Annotated in this window: 18 protein-coding genes; 12 read left to right on the top strand and 6 right to left on the bottom strand. The window is 73.9% G+C overall.

Annotation, left to right across the window (positions count from 1 at the left end; all coding sequences use genetic code 11):
* Positions 1-125: 125 nt before the first annotated feature.
* Positions 126-1,088 (bottom strand): hypothetical protein, encoded by a 963-nt coding sequence (locus ACFVGO_RS07510; protein ID WP_380631052.1) that lies wholly within the window; start codon positions 1,086-1,088, stop codon positions 126-128.
* Positions 1,085-1,618, bottom strand: coding sequence for a SigE family RNA polymerase sigma factor (locus tag ACFVGO_RS07505; protein WP_359904443.1), 534 nt, complete (start codon positions 1,616-1,618; stop codon positions 1,085-1,087). Before ACFVGO_RS07505 ends, ACFVGO_RS07510 begins: the two co-directional genes overlap by 4 nt.
* Before the next feature lie 123 nt (positions 1,619-1,741).
* Here ACFVGO_RS07505 and ACFVGO_RS07500 point away from each other — a divergent pair, with 123 nt between their 5' ends.
* The 11 genes from ACFVGO_RS07500 (at position 1,742) to ACFVGO_RS07450 (ending at position 12,208) form a co-directional block, all read left to right on the top strand.
* Positions 1,742-2,503 (top strand): alpha/beta fold hydrolase, encoded by a 762-nt coding sequence (locus tag ACFVGO_RS07500; RefSeq protein ID WP_359904409.1) that lies wholly within the window; start codon positions 1,742-1,744, stop codon positions 2,501-2,503.
* A 222-nt stretch (positions 2,504-2,725) separates the two neighbouring features.
* The gene (locus ACFVGO_RS07495) at positions 2,726-3,466 is read left to right on the top strand and encodes an alpha/beta hydrolase (RefSeq protein WP_359904406.1); all 741 of its coding nucleotides are present in this window, start codon (positions 2,726-2,728) and stop codon (positions 3,464-3,466) included.
* 282 nt (positions 3,467-3,748) lie between these two features.
* Positions 3,749-4,687 carry an urea transporter gene (locus ACFVGO_RS07490; protein WP_359904404.1) on the top strand — a complete coding sequence of 313 codons (939 nt, stop codon included), beginning with the start codon at positions 3,749-3,751 and terminating at the stop codon, positions 4,685-4,687.
* Positions 4,688-4,861: 174 nt separating this feature from the next.
* Positions 4,862-5,167 carry an urease subunit gamma gene (locus ACFVGO_RS07485; protein ID WP_188298983.1) on the top strand — a complete coding sequence of 102 codons (306 nt, stop codon included), beginning with the start codon at positions 4,862-4,864 and terminating at the stop codon, positions 5,165-5,167.
* A gap of 3 nt (positions 5,168-5,170) precedes the next feature.
* A complete protein-coding gene (locus tag ACFVGO_RS07480) occupies positions 5,171-6,169 on the top strand; it encodes a cobalamin biosynthesis protein CbiX (protein WP_380631051.1) in 999 nt (332 codons plus the stop codon).
* A complete protein-coding gene (locus ACFVGO_RS07475; protein ID WP_359904398.1) occupies positions 6,159-6,596 on the top strand; it encodes an urease subunit beta in 438 nt (145 codons plus the stop codon). Before ACFVGO_RS07480 ends, ACFVGO_RS07475 begins: the two co-directional genes overlap by 11 nt.
* Entirely contained in the window at positions 6,596-8,320 is a 1,725-nt protein-coding gene (ureC, locus tag ACFVGO_RS07470) for an urease subunit alpha (protein WP_380631050.1), read from the top strand. Before ACFVGO_RS07475 ends, ureC begins: the two co-directional genes overlap by 1 nt.
* Positions 8,317-9,084, top strand: a complete 768-nt coding sequence (locus tag ACFVGO_RS07465; RefSeq protein WP_380631049.1) for an urease accessory protein UreF — start codon at positions 8,317-8,319, stop codon at positions 9,082-9,084. The genes ureC and ACFVGO_RS07465 overlap by 4 nt, the downstream gene beginning before the upstream one ends.
* A gap of 50 nt (positions 9,085-9,134) precedes the next feature.
* Positions 9,135-9,755 carry an urease accessory protein UreG gene (gene ureG / locus ACFVGO_RS07460; protein WP_380352622.1) on the top strand — a complete coding sequence of 207 codons (621 nt, stop codon included), beginning with the start codon at positions 9,135-9,137 and terminating at the stop codon, positions 9,753-9,755.
* Between the two features lie 89 nt (positions 9,756-9,844).
* Positions 9,845-10,843, top strand: coding sequence for an urease accessory protein UreD (locus ACFVGO_RS07455; RefSeq protein WP_380631048.1), 999 nt, complete (start codon positions 9,845-9,847; stop codon positions 10,841-10,843).
* A gap of 120 nt (positions 10,844-10,963) precedes the next feature.
* Positions 10,964-12,208 (top strand): PQQ-binding-like beta-propeller repeat protein, encoded by a 1,245-nt coding sequence (locus ACFVGO_RS07450; protein WP_380631047.1) that lies wholly within the window; start codon positions 10,964-10,966, stop codon positions 12,206-12,208.
* Between the two features lie 50 nt (positions 12,209-12,258).
* On the opposite strand, the gene ACFVGO_RS07445 is transcribed toward ACFVGO_RS07450, so the two are convergent.
* Positions 12,259-12,741 (bottom strand): MarR family winged helix-turn-helix transcriptional regulator, encoded by a 483-nt coding sequence (locus tag ACFVGO_RS07445; RefSeq protein WP_380352673.1) that lies wholly within the window; start codon positions 12,739-12,741, stop codon positions 12,259-12,261.
* 74 nt (positions 12,742-12,815) lie between these two features.
* Between ACFVGO_RS07445 and ACFVGO_RS07440 the strand changes: the two genes are divergently transcribed.
* Entirely contained in the window at positions 12,816-13,712 is an 897-nt protein-coding gene (locus ACFVGO_RS07440; protein WP_380631046.1) for an NmrA/HSCARG family protein, read from the top strand.
* Positions 13,713-13,717: 5 nt separating this feature from the next.
* On the opposite strand, the gene ACFVGO_RS07435 is transcribed toward ACFVGO_RS07440, so the two are convergent.
* Genes ACFVGO_RS07435 through ACFVGO_RS07425 form a run of 3 tightly spaced genes read right to left on the bottom strand, consistent with a single transcriptional unit; the run spans position 13,718 to position 18,498 of the window.
* On the bottom strand, positions 13,718-16,639 hold the full coding sequence (locus ACFVGO_RS07435) for an NACHT domain-containing protein (RefSeq protein WP_380631045.1): 2,922 nt from the start codon (positions 16,637-16,639) through the stop codon (positions 13,718-13,720).
* Positions 16,640-16,668: 29 nt separating this feature from the next.
* Positions 16,669-17,100, bottom strand: coding sequence for a protein phosphatase (locus ACFVGO_RS07430; RefSeq protein ID WP_380352614.1), 432 nt, complete (start codon positions 17,098-17,100; stop codon positions 16,669-16,671).
* A 27-nt stretch (positions 17,101-17,127) separates the two neighbouring features.
* Entirely contained in the window at positions 17,128-18,498 is a 1,371-nt protein-coding gene (locus tag ACFVGO_RS07425; RefSeq protein WP_380631044.1) for a LuxR C-terminal-related transcriptional regulator, read from the bottom strand.
* Positions 18,499-18,718 lie beyond the last annotated feature (220 nt).

Raw genomic sequence — 18,718 nt, 5'->3', positions numbered from 1 at the left:
CCGCCGTTCTCGCCACCGGTCTCCGCGGGGGGGGTGGGGGGGTGGCCGGGGGGTTGTTGCGTGGTGGGGGGGGGGGGGGGGGGGGGGAGTCCCCCCCCCCCCCCCCCCCACTCCCGCCGTCCGGCTCAGGAGGGAGGCTCCGTCAGGTACCGGGCTCCGGCGTCCGGGAGCGTGTTGCCGTCCTTGTCGAAGAACTGCCAGGACTTCGCCCGCATCGTCCCCGGGCGGGCCACCACCATCGCGCGGACGGGGGAGTCGGCCACGGTGACGAACGCCGGCTCGGTGGTGCTGCCGTCCGCCCAGGTCACCACCACCCGGCCGACGTCCGGACCGAGGGAGAGCAGCACCACGTCGAGCGGGGCCACGGTGTCGCCCTTGCCCCGGTGGCCGACCAGGCCGCCGCCGAAAGCGGTCCGGCTGCGCGGGTCGACCTTGCCCGGGGCCGCCTGGGTGCCCTCGGAGTCGTGGGACTGCCGCACCCCGTCCACCGTGAAGTAGACGTTGGTGACGTCGGAGTCCGGCTGCCAGTACTGCCGGACGTACTCCGGCGTCGGCTCGGGGACCGCCGGGTCGTACCGGCTGCGCTCCTCCCACAACGCCGTCGCCTGCTCGAACGCCTGCCACTGCGGAGCCTGCGGCCACAGTGCCTCCCACAGCTGCCACTGCTTGCCGTCCGGGGTCAGGCCCTGGCCCAGCAGCACCCGGACCGGGGCGAGCGGGTTCCGAAAGGCCGGGGCGGTCCCGTCCGGCGGGATGGGGGAGCCCCACCCGGGAGTGCGCTCCGGCGTGGGGCCGGGCATCGGGGAGAGCGCGGCGCCGACGCCCGCGGCACCGATCGCTCGGGCGGGTGCCCCGCCCGGGCGCAGCTGCGCCAGCGCACCCCCGGTCAGGGCCACCACCGAGGCCAGCACCGCCGCGCCGACCACCGTACGGCGGCGGTGCCGCAGCCGGCGGCCGCCCGCCACGATGTCCGCCACCGGCGCCGGGCCGATCCTCGCGCCGGCCGCGGCCTCGGCGAGGCCGAACCCCACCCACAGGTCCTCGCCGTCGTCCGCGCCCGTACCCACCCCGTCCGGCTCCCCGTTCATGCCACTCCTCCGATCCGTGTCGTGTCCTTGAGTTCCACCAGCGCCGAGACCTGCCGCAGCCGGGCGATGCCCTTCGCCGCGTGGCTGCGCACCGCACCCACCGAGCAGCCCATGGCCGCCGCCGTCCGGCTGTCGCTCAGGTCCTCCCAGTGCCGCAGCACCACCGCCTCGCGCTGGCGCGGTGGCAGGGTGGCCAGCGCGGCCAGCAGGGCCCCGCGCTGGTCGGAGCGCGCGAAGCCGTCCTCCGCCCCCGCCGTGTCCGGCACCGCGTCCACCAGCAGCTCCGGCGCCCGGCGGCGCCAGCGCCGGGCGTGCTGGTTGACCAGGATCCGCCGCACGTAGGCGTACGGATCGTCGGCCCGGCGCACCTTCGACCAGGCCGCGCAGGCCTTCTCGGCGGCGGACTGCACCAGGTCCTCGGCCGCGTACTGCTCGCCGGCCAGCAGGTACGCCGTCCGTACCAGGCGCGGCCAGGCCGCGACGATGAACGCCTGGAACCCGTCGTCCCGATCGCTCTTCGCTTCTCCCATGAGCACCTCCGATCACCTCCTTCACCCGTCCAGAGCCCCGGGGAGGCCGGAAGCGCTTACCGGGTGGGTGCGGCGGCTTCAAACCGCTTGGGGAACGGCGGCAAGGGCACTACTATCCGCCGGATGATCATTTCTCATGACGTAGCAGGCAGTGGGCCCGCCGTGGTGCTGCTGCACTCCTCGGTGTGCGACCGGCGGATGTGGGACGCGCAGTGGCAGCCGCTGATCGACGCCGGGTACCGGGTGGTCCGCTGCGACTTCCGCGGCTTCGGCGACACGCCGCTCGCGGACGGCCCGTACAGCGACACCGGGGACGTCCTGGCCCTGCTCGACCACCTGGGCATCGAGGCCGCCGCCCTGGTCGGCGCCTCCCACGGCGGCCGGATCGCCCTGACGGCGGCCGCGCTGCGCCCCGAGGCGGTCACCAGGCTGGCCCTGCTCTGCGCGGGCATCCCCGGGCACCGGCCCAGCGACACCCTGCGCGCATTCGGCGGCCGGGAGGACGAGCTGATCGAGGCCGGGGAGATCGACGCGGCCGTCGAGCTGAACGTCGAGTCCTGGCTCGGCCCGGAGGCCGACGAGCAGACGCGCGCGCACGTCCGCCGGATGCAGCGTCACGCCTTCGACGTCCAGATGGAGGCGACGTTCGGCCCCGACCGCGAGGACGTCGACCTCGGCCGGATCACCGCCCCCACCCTGGCCGTGGCCGGCGCCCACGACTTCCAGGACTTCCGCGACATCGCCGCCACCCTCCCCACCCTCCTCCCCGACGCCCGCCACCAGGAACTCCCCTGGGCCGGCCACCTCCCCAGCCTGGAGCGCCCGGCCGAAACCACCGCCCTCCTCCTCGCCTTCCTCGGCGAGTCCGCCCCGGCCGCGCGGTAGCGCTCACGGGCACCGGACCCCCGGTGCGGCGAGCCAGGAGCGGAACGTCGGCCCGCCCGGCCTCCGGTGCCCTCCGGTGCCCTCCGGTGCCTTTCGGCGCCGCCGCACCGGCCGGGCCCGGCGGGAATCGTCAGACACGCCCCAGCCGCCGGTCGCGGTCCGCTCCGGCGGCAACGCGGAAAAGCCGGGACTCGAACGTGTGTCGGGAGCCATGATGGCGGGGTGCACTTCACCTCGGAATCCAGCGCGGACGGCGTGACGCAGCGCCGCTTCACCCTCGACGGCGTGCCCGGGGTGCTCTGGCAGCCGGACGGACCGCCCCCCGGCGGGCGGCCGCTGGTACTGCTGGGGCACGGCGGCGGGCAGCACAAGCTGGTGCCGGGGCTGGTGGACCGGGCCCGCCGGTGCGTGCGGGAGCTCGGGTGCGCGGCGGTGGCGCTGGACGCGCCGGGGCACGGGGAGCGGCCGCGCAGCGCGCAGGACGAGCGGTTCGCCACCGAGATCGGGGAGTTGATCGCCGCGGGGCGGCCGATCAGCGCGTGGGTGGCGCGGCACACGGCGGCCCTCGCGGAGCGGGCGGTGCCGGAATGGGTGGCCGTGCTGGACGCGCTGGGCAGGCGGGCGGAGGGCCTCGGGCCGGTGGGGTACTGGGGGCTGTCGCTGGGGAGCGCGATCGGCATCCCGCTGGCGGCGGCCGAACCCCGGGTCGCCGTCGCGGTGTTCGGGCTGACAGGGCACCCGTCGCAGACGGAGGCGGCGGAGCGGGTCGGGGTGCCGGTGGAGTTCCTCCTCCAGTGGGACGACGAACTGGTCCTGCGCGAGGGGGCGCTGGCCCTGTTCGGCGCGCTGGGTTCGCGGGAGAAGACGCTGCACGCCAACCCCGGGGGCCATTTGGAGCTGCCGGAGCTTCAACTGCTCTCCTCCGAACGGTTCCTGGCTCGGCATCTGGGCCGGGTGGAGTGAGCGCGGACCCCGGCGGCGCCGATGCCAACCGTCGGTAAAACTTCGCAAAGGATTTCTCCCTGCAACGAACGCGACCCGCACTGACTTCAACAGATTGTTGCAGCTCAGTGGCCCGATGGTCACCCTTCGTGGATTTGGCATAACACCCCGTGCCCCCTGGACTTCGCAAACCGTAGGAGTACGGTTCCGGAGGAATCGCCGGGGCCGACTTTCAGGCAGGCCGGCCGTACCGGAAAATTGGTGCGCAGCATGAATGGGCAACAGGGTGGGGAGAGCGCCTCGGTGGCGACTCGTCCGATATCCGGCAGGTGGTTCGCGGAAGTGCTGCGCGGCGTCGCGCAGGTCGATTTCATGCCGTCCGTCGTCTGCGGACTCTTCTTCGTGGCCGCACTGTTCGCCGCCGACTGGCGGTACGGCCTCTACGGGCTGCTGGGCAGTGCCGTCTCCACCGCCGCCGCGTACGGGCTCGGGCTCGACCGGGAGGCCGTCGGGGCGGGGCTGCACGGGTACAACGGGTGCCTGGTGGCGCTGGGGTGCGCCGTCCTCCTGGGCGCCGGGCACCCCGCGACGGTCGCGGTGGCGGTCCTCGGGGCCGCCGTCGCCGTGGTGGTCACGGCCGGACTCGGGGCGCTGCTCGCCACCTGGCGGCTGCCCGCGTTGACCGCGCCGTTCTGCCTGGTCGCGACCGCCGTCACGGCGGCCGCCCCCGGCCTCCGGCGGCTGTGGCACGGGACGGGAGCGCCCGCCGCCCTGCCCGTTCCGGCGGAGGGGCCGACCGGGCTGAGCTGGGACCAGCTCTGGCACGGGTTCTTCGCGAACATCGGTCAGATCTTCCTCGTGCCGCAGTGGTACGCCGGCCTGCTGTTCCTGGCCGGGCTGTTCGCGGCGAGCCGGCTCGCGGGCCTGATGGCCTGCGCGGGAAGCGCCACCGGGCTGCTCGCGGCCTGGGCGTTCGGCGCCCCCGGCGAGGCCGTCGGGCAGGGTCTGCTCGGGTACAGCGGGGTGCTGGTCGCCCTCGCGCTGTGCGGGGTGTTCCTGGCGCCCGACGCCTGGAGCGCGGCCTACGCCCTGCTCGGTGCGGCCGGCGCGACGGTGCTGACCCCGGCGCTCGGCGCGGTCTCCGCGCCCTTCGGCGGCCATGCCTTCACCTGGCCGTTCGTGCTGACCACGATGCTGTTCCTGGCGGCCGTGCCGGCCGTCCCGCGCCTGCGCCGGGTCTGATTCCGCGCCCGACGTCCCCGCAATCCCCTCACTTTCCCCACTTTCCCCGCCGCTCTCGTTCCCCTGTTTCCCTCTCTTCTCTCTCTTCTCGTCGCTTTTTTGAACCTCGGCAGGTCGATTGCCGCGAGCACTCCCTGCCATTCATCGGATTCCCGGAAAGGAAGAGTGATACCCGTGAATCTCTCGCCGCGTGAGATGGACAAGCTGTACATCTACGTCGTCGCCGACCTGGCCCGCAAACGCCGAGACCGCGGCGTCAAGCTGAACTACAGCGAGGCCTGCGCGCTGATCAGCGAGGCGATCATGGAGGGCGCCCGGGACGGCCGGACCGTCGCCGAGTGCATGGAGATCGGCAAGCAGGTCGTCGGCGGCGAGGACGTCATGCCCGGCGTGCGCGAGATGCTCCCGCTGCTCCAGGTCGAGGCGGCGTTCCTGGACGGGACCAAGCTGGTCTCCTGCCACGACCCGGTGGGTGCCTGAGCGATGACCCGGAATCAGGCCGCCACCGTGGTGCTGGCCGGTGGGCACGAGAGCGACGGCGGACGGGACCTCGCCGCCCTGGTGGCAGGCGGGTCCACCGGGCCGGCCGCCGCCCGGCCCCCGACCACGGTGCCTCCCACCACCCGGCCCCCGACCGCCGGGAGTGCCACCGTGCACGCCGTCGCCCCCGCGGGCCGTCCGCTCACCGAGGCCGTACGGTCGGCGCTCGCCGCGGCGGGCGACGGACCGGTGTGCGTCGTGCCGATGACGCTCGGCCGCGACCCCGGACTGGTCGCCGACACCGCCCGGGCGCTGCGCTGGCTGGCCGCCGGGGAAGGCCGCGGACGGCTCGCGCTCACCGCCCCCTTCGCCGCCGCCGACCACCTGATCGGCTGGCTGCGCGCCGCCGCCGGCGCCGCCCCCGACGGCGCGGTGCTGGTCACCGCGCCGGCGGCCGGCCCGTTCGAGGACGCCGAGCTGTTCCGGATCGCCCGCCTCGCCCGCCAGTACGGCCGGCACCGGTGGGTCGAGGTCGCCCTCGACGGCGGCGACCCCGACCCGGCCGAGGGCGCCGAACGCTGCCGCCTGCTCGGCGCCCGCGAGGTGACGGCCGTTCCGGCCTCCTTCGGGCCGGCCCTGCGCACCCCGCTGCCCGGCGTACGGGACGGCGGTCCGCTGCTGCGGCCATCCGCCGTCGCCGGGGTGGTCGCGGCCCGGACGGCGGCGGCGCTGCACCTGCTCGGGCACGGGGAGGACGGCATCCTCGCCGGCCTCGACGCCGAGCACGGGCACGGCTACGCGCACAGCCACGGGCCGGACGAGCAGAGCCATCAGCACCACCACCAGCAGCAGCACGGGAACCAGCACCACCACCAGCAGCACGGGAACCAGCACCAGCATCAGAACCACCAGCACCATTCGCACGACCGCCCCGGCCACACCCGGGGACCCGCACACGCCCCCACTGACCCGGCAGAAAGGAAGGCCGACCATGTCCGGTAGCGCCGCATACCTGTACGGCGAGGACCCGGTGGAGATCAACGCCGGCCGCGCCAAGGCCACCGTCACGGTCAGCAACACCGGCGACCGGGCGATCCAGGTGGGCTCCCACTACCACTTCTTCGAGGCCAACCGCGCCCTCGACTTCGACCGCAACGCCGCCTTCGGCAAGCACCTGGACATCCCGGCCGGCACCGCCGTCCGGTTCGAGCCGGGCGACACCAAGGACGTCACGCTCGCCGAGTTCGGCGGCCACCGCCGCCTGGTCGGCTTCGCCAACCTCGTGGACGGCGGCATCACCGCCCCCGCCACCCGCGCCCGCGCCGTCGACCGGGCCATCGCCCTCGGCTTCAAGGGCACCAACCTCGACCACAAGGAAGACCGGCCCCGGGACTTCCGCACGGAGACCCACCAGGAAGGCGACCGCTGATGGCCATCCTCTCCCGCAGGCAGTACACCGACCTCTTCGGCCCCACCGTCGGCGACCGCTTCCACCTCGCCGACACCAACCTCCTGGTCGAGGTCGAGCAGGACTTCAACCAGGGCCACTACGGCGACGAGGCCGTCTACGGCGGCGGCAAGGGCATCCGCGACGGGATGGCCCAGGACCCGGCCGCGACCTCGCTCCAGGGGGCGCTCGACCTGGTCATCACCAACGTGGTCGTCATGGACGCGGTGCTCGGCGTGGTCAAGGGCGACATCGGCGTCAAGGACGGCCTGATCGTCGCCGTCGGCAAGGCCGGCAACCCGCACACCCAGAGCGGCGTGCACCCGCGGCTGGTGATCGGCCCCGGCACCGAGGTGATCTCCGGCGAGCACCTGATCGCCACCGCCGGCGGCATCGACACCCACATCCACTTCATCGCCCCGCAGCAGGTGCAGGAGGCGCTGAGCAACGGCATCACCACCCTGATCGGCGGCGGCACCGGCCCGTCCGACGGCACCAACGGCACCACCTGCACCCCCGGCCCGTGGAACATCCACCGGATGTACCAGGCGGTCGAGGACCTGCCCGTCAACGTCGGCCTGCTCGGCAAGGGCAACGGCTCGCTGCCCGGAGCCCTGCGCGAGCAGGTCGAGGCGGGCGTGTGCGGCCTCAAGGTGCACGAGGACTGGGGCAGCACCCCGGCCGCGATCGACAGCGCGCTGAGCGTCGCCGACGAGTACGACGTGCAGGTGGCCATCCACACCGACACCCTCAACGAGTCCGGCTACTTCGAGGACACCCTGTCCGCGATCGACGGCCGCACCATCCACACCTTCCACACCGAGGGCGCGGGCGGCGGCCACGCCCCCGACATCATGCGGATCGCCGGCGAGCCCAACGTGCTGCCGTCCTCCACCAACCCCACGCTGCCCTACACCGTCAACTCGGTGGACGAGCTGCTGGACATGGTGATGGTCTGCCACCACCTCAGCCACAGCATCCCCGAGGACGTCTCCTTCGCCGACTCCCGGGTCCGCGCCGAGACCATCGCCGCCGAGACCGTGCTGCACGACGAGGGCGTCATCTCGATCTTCTCCTCCGACTCGCAGGCGATGGGCCGGATCGGCGAGTCCTTCACCCGCGCCTTCCAGACCGCCCACCACTGCAAGGACCAGCGCGGCAAGCTGGCCGGCGACAGCGAGCGCAACGACAACGCCCGAGTGCTGCGCTACCTCGCCAAGCTCACCATCAACCCGGCCGTCGCCTCCGGCACCGCCGACCACATCGGCTCGCTGGAGCCCGGAAAGCTCGCCGACATCGTGCTCTGGCCGATCAACTCCTTCGCCGCCAAGCCGAAGATGGTCATCAAGGGCGGCGTGATCAACTGGGCGCTGATGGGCGACCCGAGCGCCTCGCTGCCCACCCCGCAGCCGGTCTACTACCGCCCGATGTTCGGCCAGTACGGCCGGACCAGGCAGGCCACCCGGGTGTCCTTCATGTCGCAGGCCGCCGTCGACCTCGGGGTTCCGGCCCGACTCGGCCTGGAGAGCCGGGTGCTGCCGGTCCGGCGGTGCCGTTCGGTCGGCAAGCAGCACATGGTGCGCAACGACGCGCTGCCGAAGATCGCGGTCGACCCGGAGACGTACAAGGTCACCCTGGACGGCGAGCCCGCCACCATCGACCCGGCCCGCGAACTGCCGCTCAACCACCTGTTCTACCTCGCGTGAGCGGCACCGATGTCGCCGACGCCGGTGGTGTTGCTGGTGTCGCTGCCGCTGCCGCTGCCGACGCCGGTGTGTCGGGGGACGGCCTGGACGCGCTGCTGGTCTGCCTCCAACTGACCGACTCGGCCTTCCCCAGCGGCTTCTACACCCTGTCGCACGGGCTGGAGGGCTACGCCCAGGCCAAGGCCGTCACCCCGGACACCCTGCCCGCGCTGCTCGCCGACCTGCTGCGGCACGGCGTCGGACCGTCCGACGCCACGGCGCTGGTCCTGGCCCACCGGGCGGCCACGGCGGGCGACTGGGAGCTGCTCGCCGAGACCGACCAGCGGCTGCACGCCACCCGGCTCAACCGCGAACTGCGCCTGGCCGCCACCCGGACCGGACGCCAACTCCTGGACATCGCCCGGGAGTCGGTGGGCGGCGAGGCGCTGGAGCGGTACGCCGCACTGGTCGCGCGGAAGCGGGCCCCCGGCTGCCAGGCGGTGGCGGCCGGGGTGGCGTACGCCTCGGCCGGCGTTCCGGTCGAACAGGCCGTCACCAGCGACCTGTTCGCGTTCTGCGCCAGCTTCGTCGGCGCGGCGCTCCGGCTGCGGCTGACCGACCACCGCCAGGCGCAGGTGGTGCTGCGGGCGGCCTCCCCGGTGATCCGGGAGGTCGTCTCCGCCGCGCTGGCACGGGACTTGGCGGACCTCGGCGGCTGCGTGCCGGTCGCGGACGTCATGTCCGGGCGGCACGAGCGGGCGGAGGCCCGGCTGTTCATGAGTTGACCACTCGATGCGTACGTGTGCCACCAGAACTACCAATCCAAGGAGGAGAGTTGACCGAGAACGTGCTCCGCGTGGGCATCGGCGGGCCGGTGGGCTCCGGCAAGACGGCGCTGATCGAGGCGCTCGTCCCGGTGCTGATCGCCCGCGGCCACCGCCCGGCGGTCATCACCAACGACATCTACACCCAGGAGGACGCCCAGCACGTGCGGCGCACCCTGGCCGGGCTGCTGGACCCGGAGCGGGTGGTCGGCGTGGAGACCGGCGCCTGCCCGCACACGGCCGTCCGGGACGACCCGACGATGAACCTCGCGGCCGGCGCCGAGATGCTGGAGCGCTTCCCGGACGTCGACACGCTGCTGTTCGAGTCCGGCGGCGACAACCTCACCCTGACCTTCAGCCCGGTGCTGGTGGACCTCTTCCTCTTCGTCCTCGACACCGCCGAGGGCGAGAAGATGCCCCGCAAGCGCGGCCCCGGCATCACCGAGTCGGACCTGCTGGTCATCAACAAGATCGACATCGCCCAGTACGTCCGCGCCGACCTCGAGGTGATGGAGTCCGACGCCCACCGGGTGCGCGAGGGCGGGCCGGTGGTGCTCACCAACTGCCTGACGGGGGAGGGGCTGGAGGAGATCGCGGCCTTCCTGGAGACCTTCCGCAAGGTCCCGGCGTGACAGTCCCGTCGGCTGCCCAGGACGTTCGGGACGTTCAGGATGTCCGGGACGTTCGGGTCGGTGCGGCCGCTCAGGCCGGTGTGCCCGGTGTGCCCGGTGCGGCCGGCGCGGCCGGTGCGGACGCTCCGGCTGCGGGGGTGCCCCGGCTCGACCCCCGGCACTACGAGCCGGCCCGCGTCCCGCACGAGGTCCGGCGCCACGCCGGGACGCCCGACACCCTCGCGGTCGGGCGTCCCGGCAAGGTCGGGCTGCTGGAACTGGCCTTCGAACAGGTCGGCGGGCGCACCGAACTCACCGGCCACTACCAGAAGTCGCCGTTGCAGATCATGCGCCCGCTGTACTTCGACCCGGCCCGCCCCGACCTCGCCGTCACCTTCCTGATGTCCACCGGCGGCGGGATCCTCCAGGCCGACCGGCTCCGCACCGACCTGCGCTGCGGCGCCGACACGGCGGTCCACCTGACCACCCAGGCGGCCACCAAGGTCTACCGGATGGAGCACGACTACGCGACGCAGCTGGTCAACCTGTCGGCGGGCCCGCGCGCCTACGTCGAGTACCTGCCCGAGCCGGTCATCCCCTTCGTCGACTCGCGCCTCTACCAGCGGACCGTCCTCACCGTCGACCCGGACGCGACGGTGCTGGCCGGTGAGACCGTCCTGGCCGGCCGGCTCGCCCGGGGCGAGCGCAACGCCTACCGGGTGTTCGCGTCCGACCTCGAAGTGCGGCGTCCGGACGGTGAGTTGGTGGCGCTGGACACCGTACGGCTGGAGCCCTCGCCGACCGGGGGCGGCGGGGGCACCGGGCCGGCGGTGCTGGCCGGGCACGACGTGATGTCCAGCCTGTACGTCCTCAGCCCGCTCGCCCCGGCGGGCCGGATCGCGGACGTCCTGCACGAGGCCGTGGCCGACTGCGGCCGGGGCCGCGGCGAGTTGCTGTACGGGGTCAGCGTGCTGCCGCAGGACAGCGGCGCCTGGCTGCGGCTGCTCGGCTCCGACACCCGGGCCGTCGCGGCCGCCCTGCGCGCGGCCTGGGACGCGGTGCGGCGGCTGCTGATCGGGGTGCCGGCGCCGCAGCTGCGGAAGACGTAGTGTCGGCCGCCGTTCCGGCGTGTCGTGATCTTCTTCCGGTTCCGGGGCAACCCCGGGGCGGGGTGCGGAGTCCTGTCAGGCGTGAACGAGCATGCGAGACAGGACGCCGCACGGGGTGACGTGGCGAAGCCCGGGCCCGAGTTGGAGCCGGAGCCCGAGCCCGGGCCCGAGTTGGAGTCGGAGCCCGAATCGGAGCCGATGCCGGAGCCGGAGCGGGGCAGCGCGCTGACCCGGCCGACCCGGCGCCCGGTCGGCCGCCGGAAGCTGTTGATGGGTGTCGTCGGCCTGGGCGCGCTCGCGGCCGCGGCGGGCCTCGAAGCCTGGGTCCGCCAGGGGGATTCCCACGGGCCGAGGCTCTGGCGGACGACCGCCGCGAACGGGCGGCTCGCACTGTCCACCGGTCGCCAACAGGGTCTGTACGCCTCCGGGTTCGACGGCAGCGTGCGCGCCCTCGACCCGCGCACCGGCGAGGTCCGTTGGAGCCGTGCGGTCAGCACGCCCGACGCGGCCGGCCCCCAGGGTGGCTGGCCGGTGGCCGCCGGGGACGGTGTGGTCTGCGTGGCCACCGACACCCGGCTGTGCGTCCTGGACGCCGCCTCGGGGGAGCAGCGGTGGGAGGCCGCCCTGCCCGACCGGTCCGAGGGCGGGTGGCGGCAGGGCCCCGCCGTCGGCGGCGGCAGCGTGTTCGCCGTGCACGGGTCCTCCGTGCGCTGCTACGACCTGGCGACGGGCGAGCCGCGGTGGACCGGTCCGGCGGGCGCCTCGGCCGCCCTGGCCCTCGCCGGCGGCACCGTGTACGCGGCGGGCAGGTCGACCGGGGTCCTGGCTCTCGACGCGCGCAGCGGGGAGCGGCTGTGGGAGCGCAACGTCGTCGCGACCGGACCGCTCACCGTCCACCGGGGCATCCTCCTCCTCGTGTCCGTCAACGAGGCGATGGTCTCCACGTTCGTCTCCGCACTGGACGGGACGACCGGCGAGGTGCGGTGGAGGTCCGTGCAGCACGGCGTGGTGGACTGTCCGCTGTCGGCCGCCGACGGGACGGCCGTCGTGTTCGGCGGGATCCGCCTGACCGGGCTGGACGTCGACACCGGGGACCGGCGCTGGTCGACCGACGTGCCCGCGGGCAGCCATCCCGGGCCGGTCGCCATGGTCGCCGCCGACGGTGGTGGCGTGTACGCGGATGCGGGCGACGAGCAGCTGTACGCCTTCGATCCCGCGACGAGCGGGCTGCGCTGGCAGGACCAGTCGGAGCCGCTCGACGGCGGCAACCCGATCTCGCTGGCCGCCGCCGGTGGGACCGTTTACCGCGCCGGCCGCGCCGACGTCCTCGCGCTCGGTTCCCTGCCGCCACTGGCGTCGTCCTGACCCGGCCGGGGACCGTCCGGGCCCGTCCGGGGGGATCCACCCGCGTGGGCTCAGGGCCCGTTCGAGCCGTCCGGATCCATGGCCGCGAGCCGGGCGATCTGCCGGTGGCTCAGCTCGACCGTGCGGTTCATGTGCCGTAGCAGGAAGTCGAGTTCGACCTCGGTGTCCTCGGCGAAGGCGGCCACCCAGTCGGTGGACAGCTCGCGCCACACCGCCCCGTAGCGCTCCAGCGCCTCGGGGCGGACCGCGACCAGCACCCGCCGCCGGTCCGCCTCGTCGCGCTGCCGGGTGACCAGCCCGGCCTTCTCCAGCCGGTCGACCAGCCGGGTGGCCGAGCCGCTGGTGAGCCCGGTGAGCTCGGCGATCCGGCCGGTGGTGACCGGCCCGTCCTCCAGGGTGAGCAGGTTGAGGCACTGGACGTCGGTCGGGTGCATGCCCAGGTGGTCGGCGACGGCCTGGTTGAACAGCACGTACGAGGCCAGGTAGCGGCGCGAGACCGGCCACAGCCGGGCCATCAGCTCGTCGCGGGACATCGTCATGGGGGAAGGGTAACCGGCCGCCCGATAATTGTTTGCGTCGCGCAGAGATGGCGCCCTATGTTGTCTGCATGACGCAGATAATTGAGCCCTCGCCTCCCATCGCCGTCACGCCTCCCGTCGCCGTCACCGGAGCCACCGGAGCCCAGGGCGGCGCCACCGCCCGCGCCCTGCTGCGCGCCGGCCGCCCCGTCCGCGCCCTCACCCGCGAGCCCGGCTCGCCCGCCGCCGCCGAACTCGCCGCCCTCGGCGCCGACGTGGTCCGCGCCGACTTCGACGACCCGGCCTCCCTCGCCCCGGCACTCCACGGCGCCGGTGCGCTGTTCGCGATGTCCACCCCGTTCGGCACCGACCCCGACGCCGAAGTCCGCCAGGCCACCGCCCTGCTGGACGCCGCCCGGGCCGTTGGAAGCGTCCGGCACGTCGTCTACACCTCCGCCACCAACGCCGACCGCTCCACCGGCATCCCGCACTTCGACAGCAAGTACCGGGTAGAGCGGCACCTGACCGGCCTCGGCCTGCCGTGGACCGTCCTCGGCCCGGCCGCCTTCATGGACAACTACGCCAACGACTGGACCCTGCAGTCCCTCCGCGACGGCGTCTTCCACCTCCCCATGCCGCCCGGCGTCCCGCTCCCCGTGATCGCCGCCGACACCATCGGCGCCTTCGCCGCCCACGTCCTCGCCCGGCCCGGGGTCTACGCGGGCCGCCGCATCGACATCGCCTCCCAGTGGCGCACCGGCGAGCAGATCGCCGCCGCGATCACTGCGGCGAGCGGCCGGCCGATCCGCTGCGTGGAGGTGCCGCTCTCGGTCGTGGCGGGGTACTCCGAGGACCTCGCCACGATGTTCCGCTACTTCCAGGAGCCCGGCCTCACCATCGACACCGGCGCCCTGCACGCCGAGCACCCGGAGATCGACTGGCAGCCGCTGGAGACGTGGGCGGCGGCCCGCACCTGGGACCTCTGAGGGGTTCAGGTGCCGGAGGTGAGGTGCGCGACCGCCCCGAGCCCGGCTCGGGCGGCCTCGCGGACCTCGGGATCGGCAAGAGCACGTCGGAGGGCCTCGCCGGTCTCCGGGCTGCCGGGCCACTGCCAGGCGAGCATGGTCAGCGCCCGGCCGCGCACCTCCGGGCTGGGATCGTCGGCCGCCCTGCGCCGGATGACGTCCTCCGCGGATCCGGGGGTGAGCACCGCGTAGCAGCTGAGTGCCGTGCCGCGAACCGTGTGAGCGGGATCCTTCTCGATGCGATCCAGGAGCAGGAGAGCCGTCTCGTCCCGTGAACCCCGGTATTCGGACAATGCTTCCAGTGCCGATTCCCGCACCCGCCCAGGTTCCGCATCGACGGCCGCGCGGGTGAGCGACGAAACGATCCCGGGGTCGTCGGGGTCCTCGGCGGCGAGGTTCGACAGAGCGCGAACGCGAACGACGGCGTCAGGATCGTGACCCGCACGCTCGCGCAACAGCATCAGGACGGCCGGGGCCTTGGCCCACCGGGTCGCCAGCTCGTGAACCGCCGCGTAGCGGATGCGGCTGTCCGAGTCATTGACGGCACGGTCGAGCAACGTGGCGAAGACCTCGGGGTGCGAGGGCCACACCCACGCGAGTCGCTGGAGGGCGGTGGCACGGAGGACCACCGACTCGTGTGCGACGGCGTTCAGCATCGGGGTGTGGTCGTCGGGGTCGGCCGACAGTCGCGTCAACAGCGTATTGAGCGCCTGGACGCCTTCCACTGTCCCGTCGTCGTCGGCATCGGGCCCGACGACGGTCGGAAGCGGGACCCGCGGATGATCGGGCCAGCGCTCCGCCAGTTCGGCCAGCGCGGCGGCGCCCGCCCGGTCGTGGCCGGATCGGACGGCGAGGTCGCACAAGGCGGCCACGATCCCCGGATGGGCGCTCCAGCGCCGGGCCAGGCCGGCCACGGCGAACTCCCTGGTGGCCGGGGACCCGAACGTGGCGAGGGCCCGCGTGGTCCGGAAGTCGGTGTGGAGGGTCGTGGCCGCGATCGTCGCCGTACCGGCTCCGGCGAGGAACTGTCCTCGGAGATGGAACCACCGGAGGTAGTGATCGCGCCCGGTCCAACCGGGCACGGAACACAGTGCGGAGAGCGCGGTCATCAGCTGATCGCCGTGGAGGACGGCGTAGTCGTAGTACGTGACGAAAGCGCTGATGAGACGGTCGACGGCCCGGTCGCTCTGCGCGTGCAGCAGTCCGATCTTCCGAACCTCGGCCAGGGACCGGAAGGCCAGGACCAGTGACGGCTCGTCCCCCCGGTCCAGCAGTCGGTCGACCACCCTCCCCGCGTCCGTCTCGCTCAACTGGTTGACCACCAGCAGCAGCACCTCGTGCCACGCAGGGTCGTCCGTCCTCCGCTCGAAGACCTCCTCGATCAGCTCCTCCGGAGACCACTCCCGTCCCACCGTGTAGCGGTGGACGATGTCCGCCGCCGCGAGGTACTCCAGGAAGGCCCGGTGGACGAAGCCGTACACCTCGCCGCCGTACCGGGCCAGGATGAAGTTGCGCTCCCGTAGTTGGTCCCGCAGTGTGCGGGCGGCGGCGAGGCACTGATGGGGCGGGAGGCCGAACTGGGTGAAGTAGTCGCGGAACACCTCCTCCAGCTCCTCCGCGTGGATGTGGTTCCCGGCGATGCCACCCGTTCCCTCCTGCATGCGGCGGGCGAGCAGGCGCAGCAGTTCCAGTCGCTCGCGGTCGTCGAGGAGGCCGAGGGCCTCGGCGGCGCCGGGCTTCAGGGGGATGCCGAGGTGCTTGGTGTCGCGGTCCCAGTGGGCGACCAGGACGCGCACCGCATGCTCGTAGACGCCCTGGCGGTCACGCGGCAGGGCCTGGCGGCGGCCGATGATGACGAGGATGGTCAACAGCAGCGGGTTGCCCGCGAGTTCGCGGATTGGTCGGGAAGCTCCGACGGCGATGGTGATGCGGTCGACCAGGCGGGCGGCCAGCTCGGCATCCGCCGGGCAGGCGATGCCGTACCAGCGGCGGGCGAAGTGGGCGATCCGCTCCGGATCGAGGTCCTGGAGCATGAAGTGGGTGAACCCGGCGCCGCCGAGGGCGCCGCGCTGGTAACCGATGACGCGCGAGGTGACAACCACGCGCGCCCGGTCGTAGCGGGCGGCGAAGGCGGCGATGCGCTCGGCGGTGGCGGCGCGCACACCCGGGTCGAAGAGTTCGTCCAGGCCGTCGAAGACGACCACGACCCGCCCCTCGGTAAGGAGTTGGCGCAGCTCGGGGCCGGGGAGGGACATTCCGGCGACGGTGTGGCGGTGGTCGAGGAAGTCCTCGAAGGTGCGCTCGCGCCACTGCCCCTCGGCGTACTGGCGCAGCTCGACCACCAGTGGCACCAGGCCGCCCAGCGGGGCGAGCGGACCGTCGACGTCCTGCACCAGGGTGAGGGCCAAGTACCGGGCGAGCGTGGACTTCCCCGACCCCGGGTCGCCGAGCAGGACCACCCGTTCGCCGCGCGGCCCGGCGAGGACGGAGAGCACGTCCTCCGTCGGCCGGTTCAGGTACTCGGTGCGCAGCCGTTCGAGGGTGGACTGCCCGAGGTCGCCCGGCAGTTCCTCCGCCGTGAACTCGCCACTCGTGAGAAGTCGGTGGACCAGCTCGCGCGGCAGCTCCACCGGTGGTGGGTTCTCCCGCACCTGCGGGGTGACGAACACCTCCCGCAGCTCGACCGCCGGGTGCTCGCCCTGCTCGGAGAGCGGGGTGAGCACCTCCAGATCGAGCCGCCCGTACGTCTCCCGCACCCGCCGGGCGTACGCGGCGCGGGCGGCGGCCATGGACCCGTTGGTGACCTCGGGCTCAACGGCCTTGTTCAGGTTGACCGTTCCGGCCTGGATCACGTCACCGTTGACCGTTCCGGTGACCTCGTTGGCCACCGAAATCCCTGGATCGCCGCCCACCCCGCCTAGGCTAGCCGCTCCACGAACTTGCGCTGCCACGGCGTTTCGACGGCGTGTCGGCTGTAGTGCTCCCGCACGTACGGTACGGCCTCGGCGGCCGGGACGCCGTCCAGGACGGCGATGCAGGCGAGGGCGGTGCCCGTGCGTCCTCGCCCGCCGGCGCAGGCGAGCTCGACGCGTTCGGTGGCGGCGCGCTCCCAGGCCTCGCGGAAGGCGTCGGCGGCGTCCGCGCGGTCGGTGGGGAGGCGGAAGTCGGGCCAGCGCACCCAGCGGCTCGGCCAGTCGACGTGCGGCGGGCGGCCCAACAGGTAGAGGCCGAAGTCCGGTCGGGGGCCGGGCGGCAGGGGGCGGCTGAGGCCGCGGCCGCGCAGGAGGCGGCCGGAGGGCAGGCGCAGGATGCCGGGGACGGCCGGGTCCCAGGTGGTGGGGTCGGTCACGAGGGTCTTCTTTCGGGGGGAGGGAGTTCAGGACGCCGCGTGCAGCCCGACCGGCCCGCGCGGCAGTCCGGCGCGGTGGGCCAGGGCGGCGGCCTCGCCGCGCGAGGACACGTCGAGCTTGGCGAGGATGTTGGCGACGTGGAACTTCACCGTTGACTCGCTGATCCGCAGCGTCGCCGCGATGTCCCGGTTGCGGCGGCCGCGCGCCAACTGGTCGAGGACCTCCCGTTCGCGCGGCTGGAGGCCGTCCAGCGGGTCGGTGGCGACGGCGGGTTCGGGCAGGGCCAGCGGGAGGTCGACGGTCACCGTGGTGCCCCAGCCGGGGACCGCCTCGACGCCGTGGTGTCCGCCGAGGGCGGTGATGCGGTCGGCGGTGCGGTGGACGGTGAGGGCGTCGGCGGTCAGTGCGCCGAGGCCGTCGCCGCGCACCACGGCGCGCAGCAGGCCGTCGGCCGTGAGCTGCCAGCTGACGTGCAGCCGGGTCGGCTTCTCCTGTTCCAGCATCAGCAGCACGGCCACCCGGACGGCGTCGCGGGCGGTGTGCGCGGCGTCCGCCGGGATGGAGCGGCCGGCCTCCGCCGGGGGCGCGGCGTCGAGGTGGACCCGGGTGTGGCGCAGCAGCGGGCGCAGTTCGCGCACCAGGCGGGCGAAGGCGGCGTCGGCGGGCTGTTCGCTGAGCGTGCGGTCGAGTTCGGCGCCCTGGCGCAGGTCGAGCAGGGCGGTGACGGCCAGTTCGGTGGCGGTGCGGCGGGCCGTGGCGTCGTCCAGGCCGGGTGCGCGCAGCGGCGCCAGGATCGCGGTGAGCGCGGCGCTGTGGGTGCCGGTGAACTCGGCGATGGCGCGGGCCCGGGCGTTGGCGGAGGCGCGGGAGGCGGCCGTCTGGGTGGGGGCGGCGTCGGTGGCGCGGTGGTCGGAGTGGGCGACCACCAGGTCCCACAGCTGTTGCAGGACGGCGAGTGCCCCGGGTGCGACGGGTCCGGTGCCCGCCCGGACGAGGACCAGCGCGGCGCCGCTGTCGTCGGCCGGCGTGGTGGCCACGACCACCACCGGCCGGGTCCGTCCGGCGAGTTCGGCCTCGCCCTGCCAGGGCCGGCCGGCCGAGGTGGTCGCGGCCGCGCGTTCGGCCAGCCGGGACAGGTCCCGCGTGCTCATGGCCGCGGTGAGCTCGGGCGGGCCGTAGCCGTTCGTGGGGTTGAACGTGCAGACGCCGCTGAGCTGCGCGAGCGCGGTGTGCGGGACGAGGGTGTCGAGCACCTCGGACAGGCGGGGGAGGATGTCCGGCCGGGGAGCGCGCAGCACCTCGACGGCCCGGGCGAGCGCGTCCTCGGGGCGACCCCAGTGCCGCTGCCAGGGCTCGTCCGTGCCGGCGGTGTCCGCCGCGCCGTTCATGTCGTCCATGCGGTCCAGCCTAGTTCGGGTGCCGCCGGCGCGGCCTGGCCGTTCGGACAGGTCGAACCGTCCGAAGGGCCGGGCGGGCCCGCGCCGTCCCGGGCACAGGATGGAAGTCGTCGGAAGCGACCGGCTCCACGGGCCGGCTCCACAGACGACTCCGTCGGCGAACCCGTCGGCGAACCCGTCGGCGAACCCGACGGCAACGCCACCGACTGGCTCCGTCGGC

The sequence above is a fragment of the Kitasatospora sp. NPDC057738 genome, from assembly GCF_042798815.1.
GTDB classification, from domain to species: Bacteria; Actinomycetota; Actinomycetes; order Streptomycetales; family Streptomycetaceae; genus Kitasatospora; species Kitasatospora lactacystinica.
The sequence above is the reverse complement of the archived record's forward strand: the minus strand, read 5'-3'. Positions and strand labels throughout refer to the sequence as shown.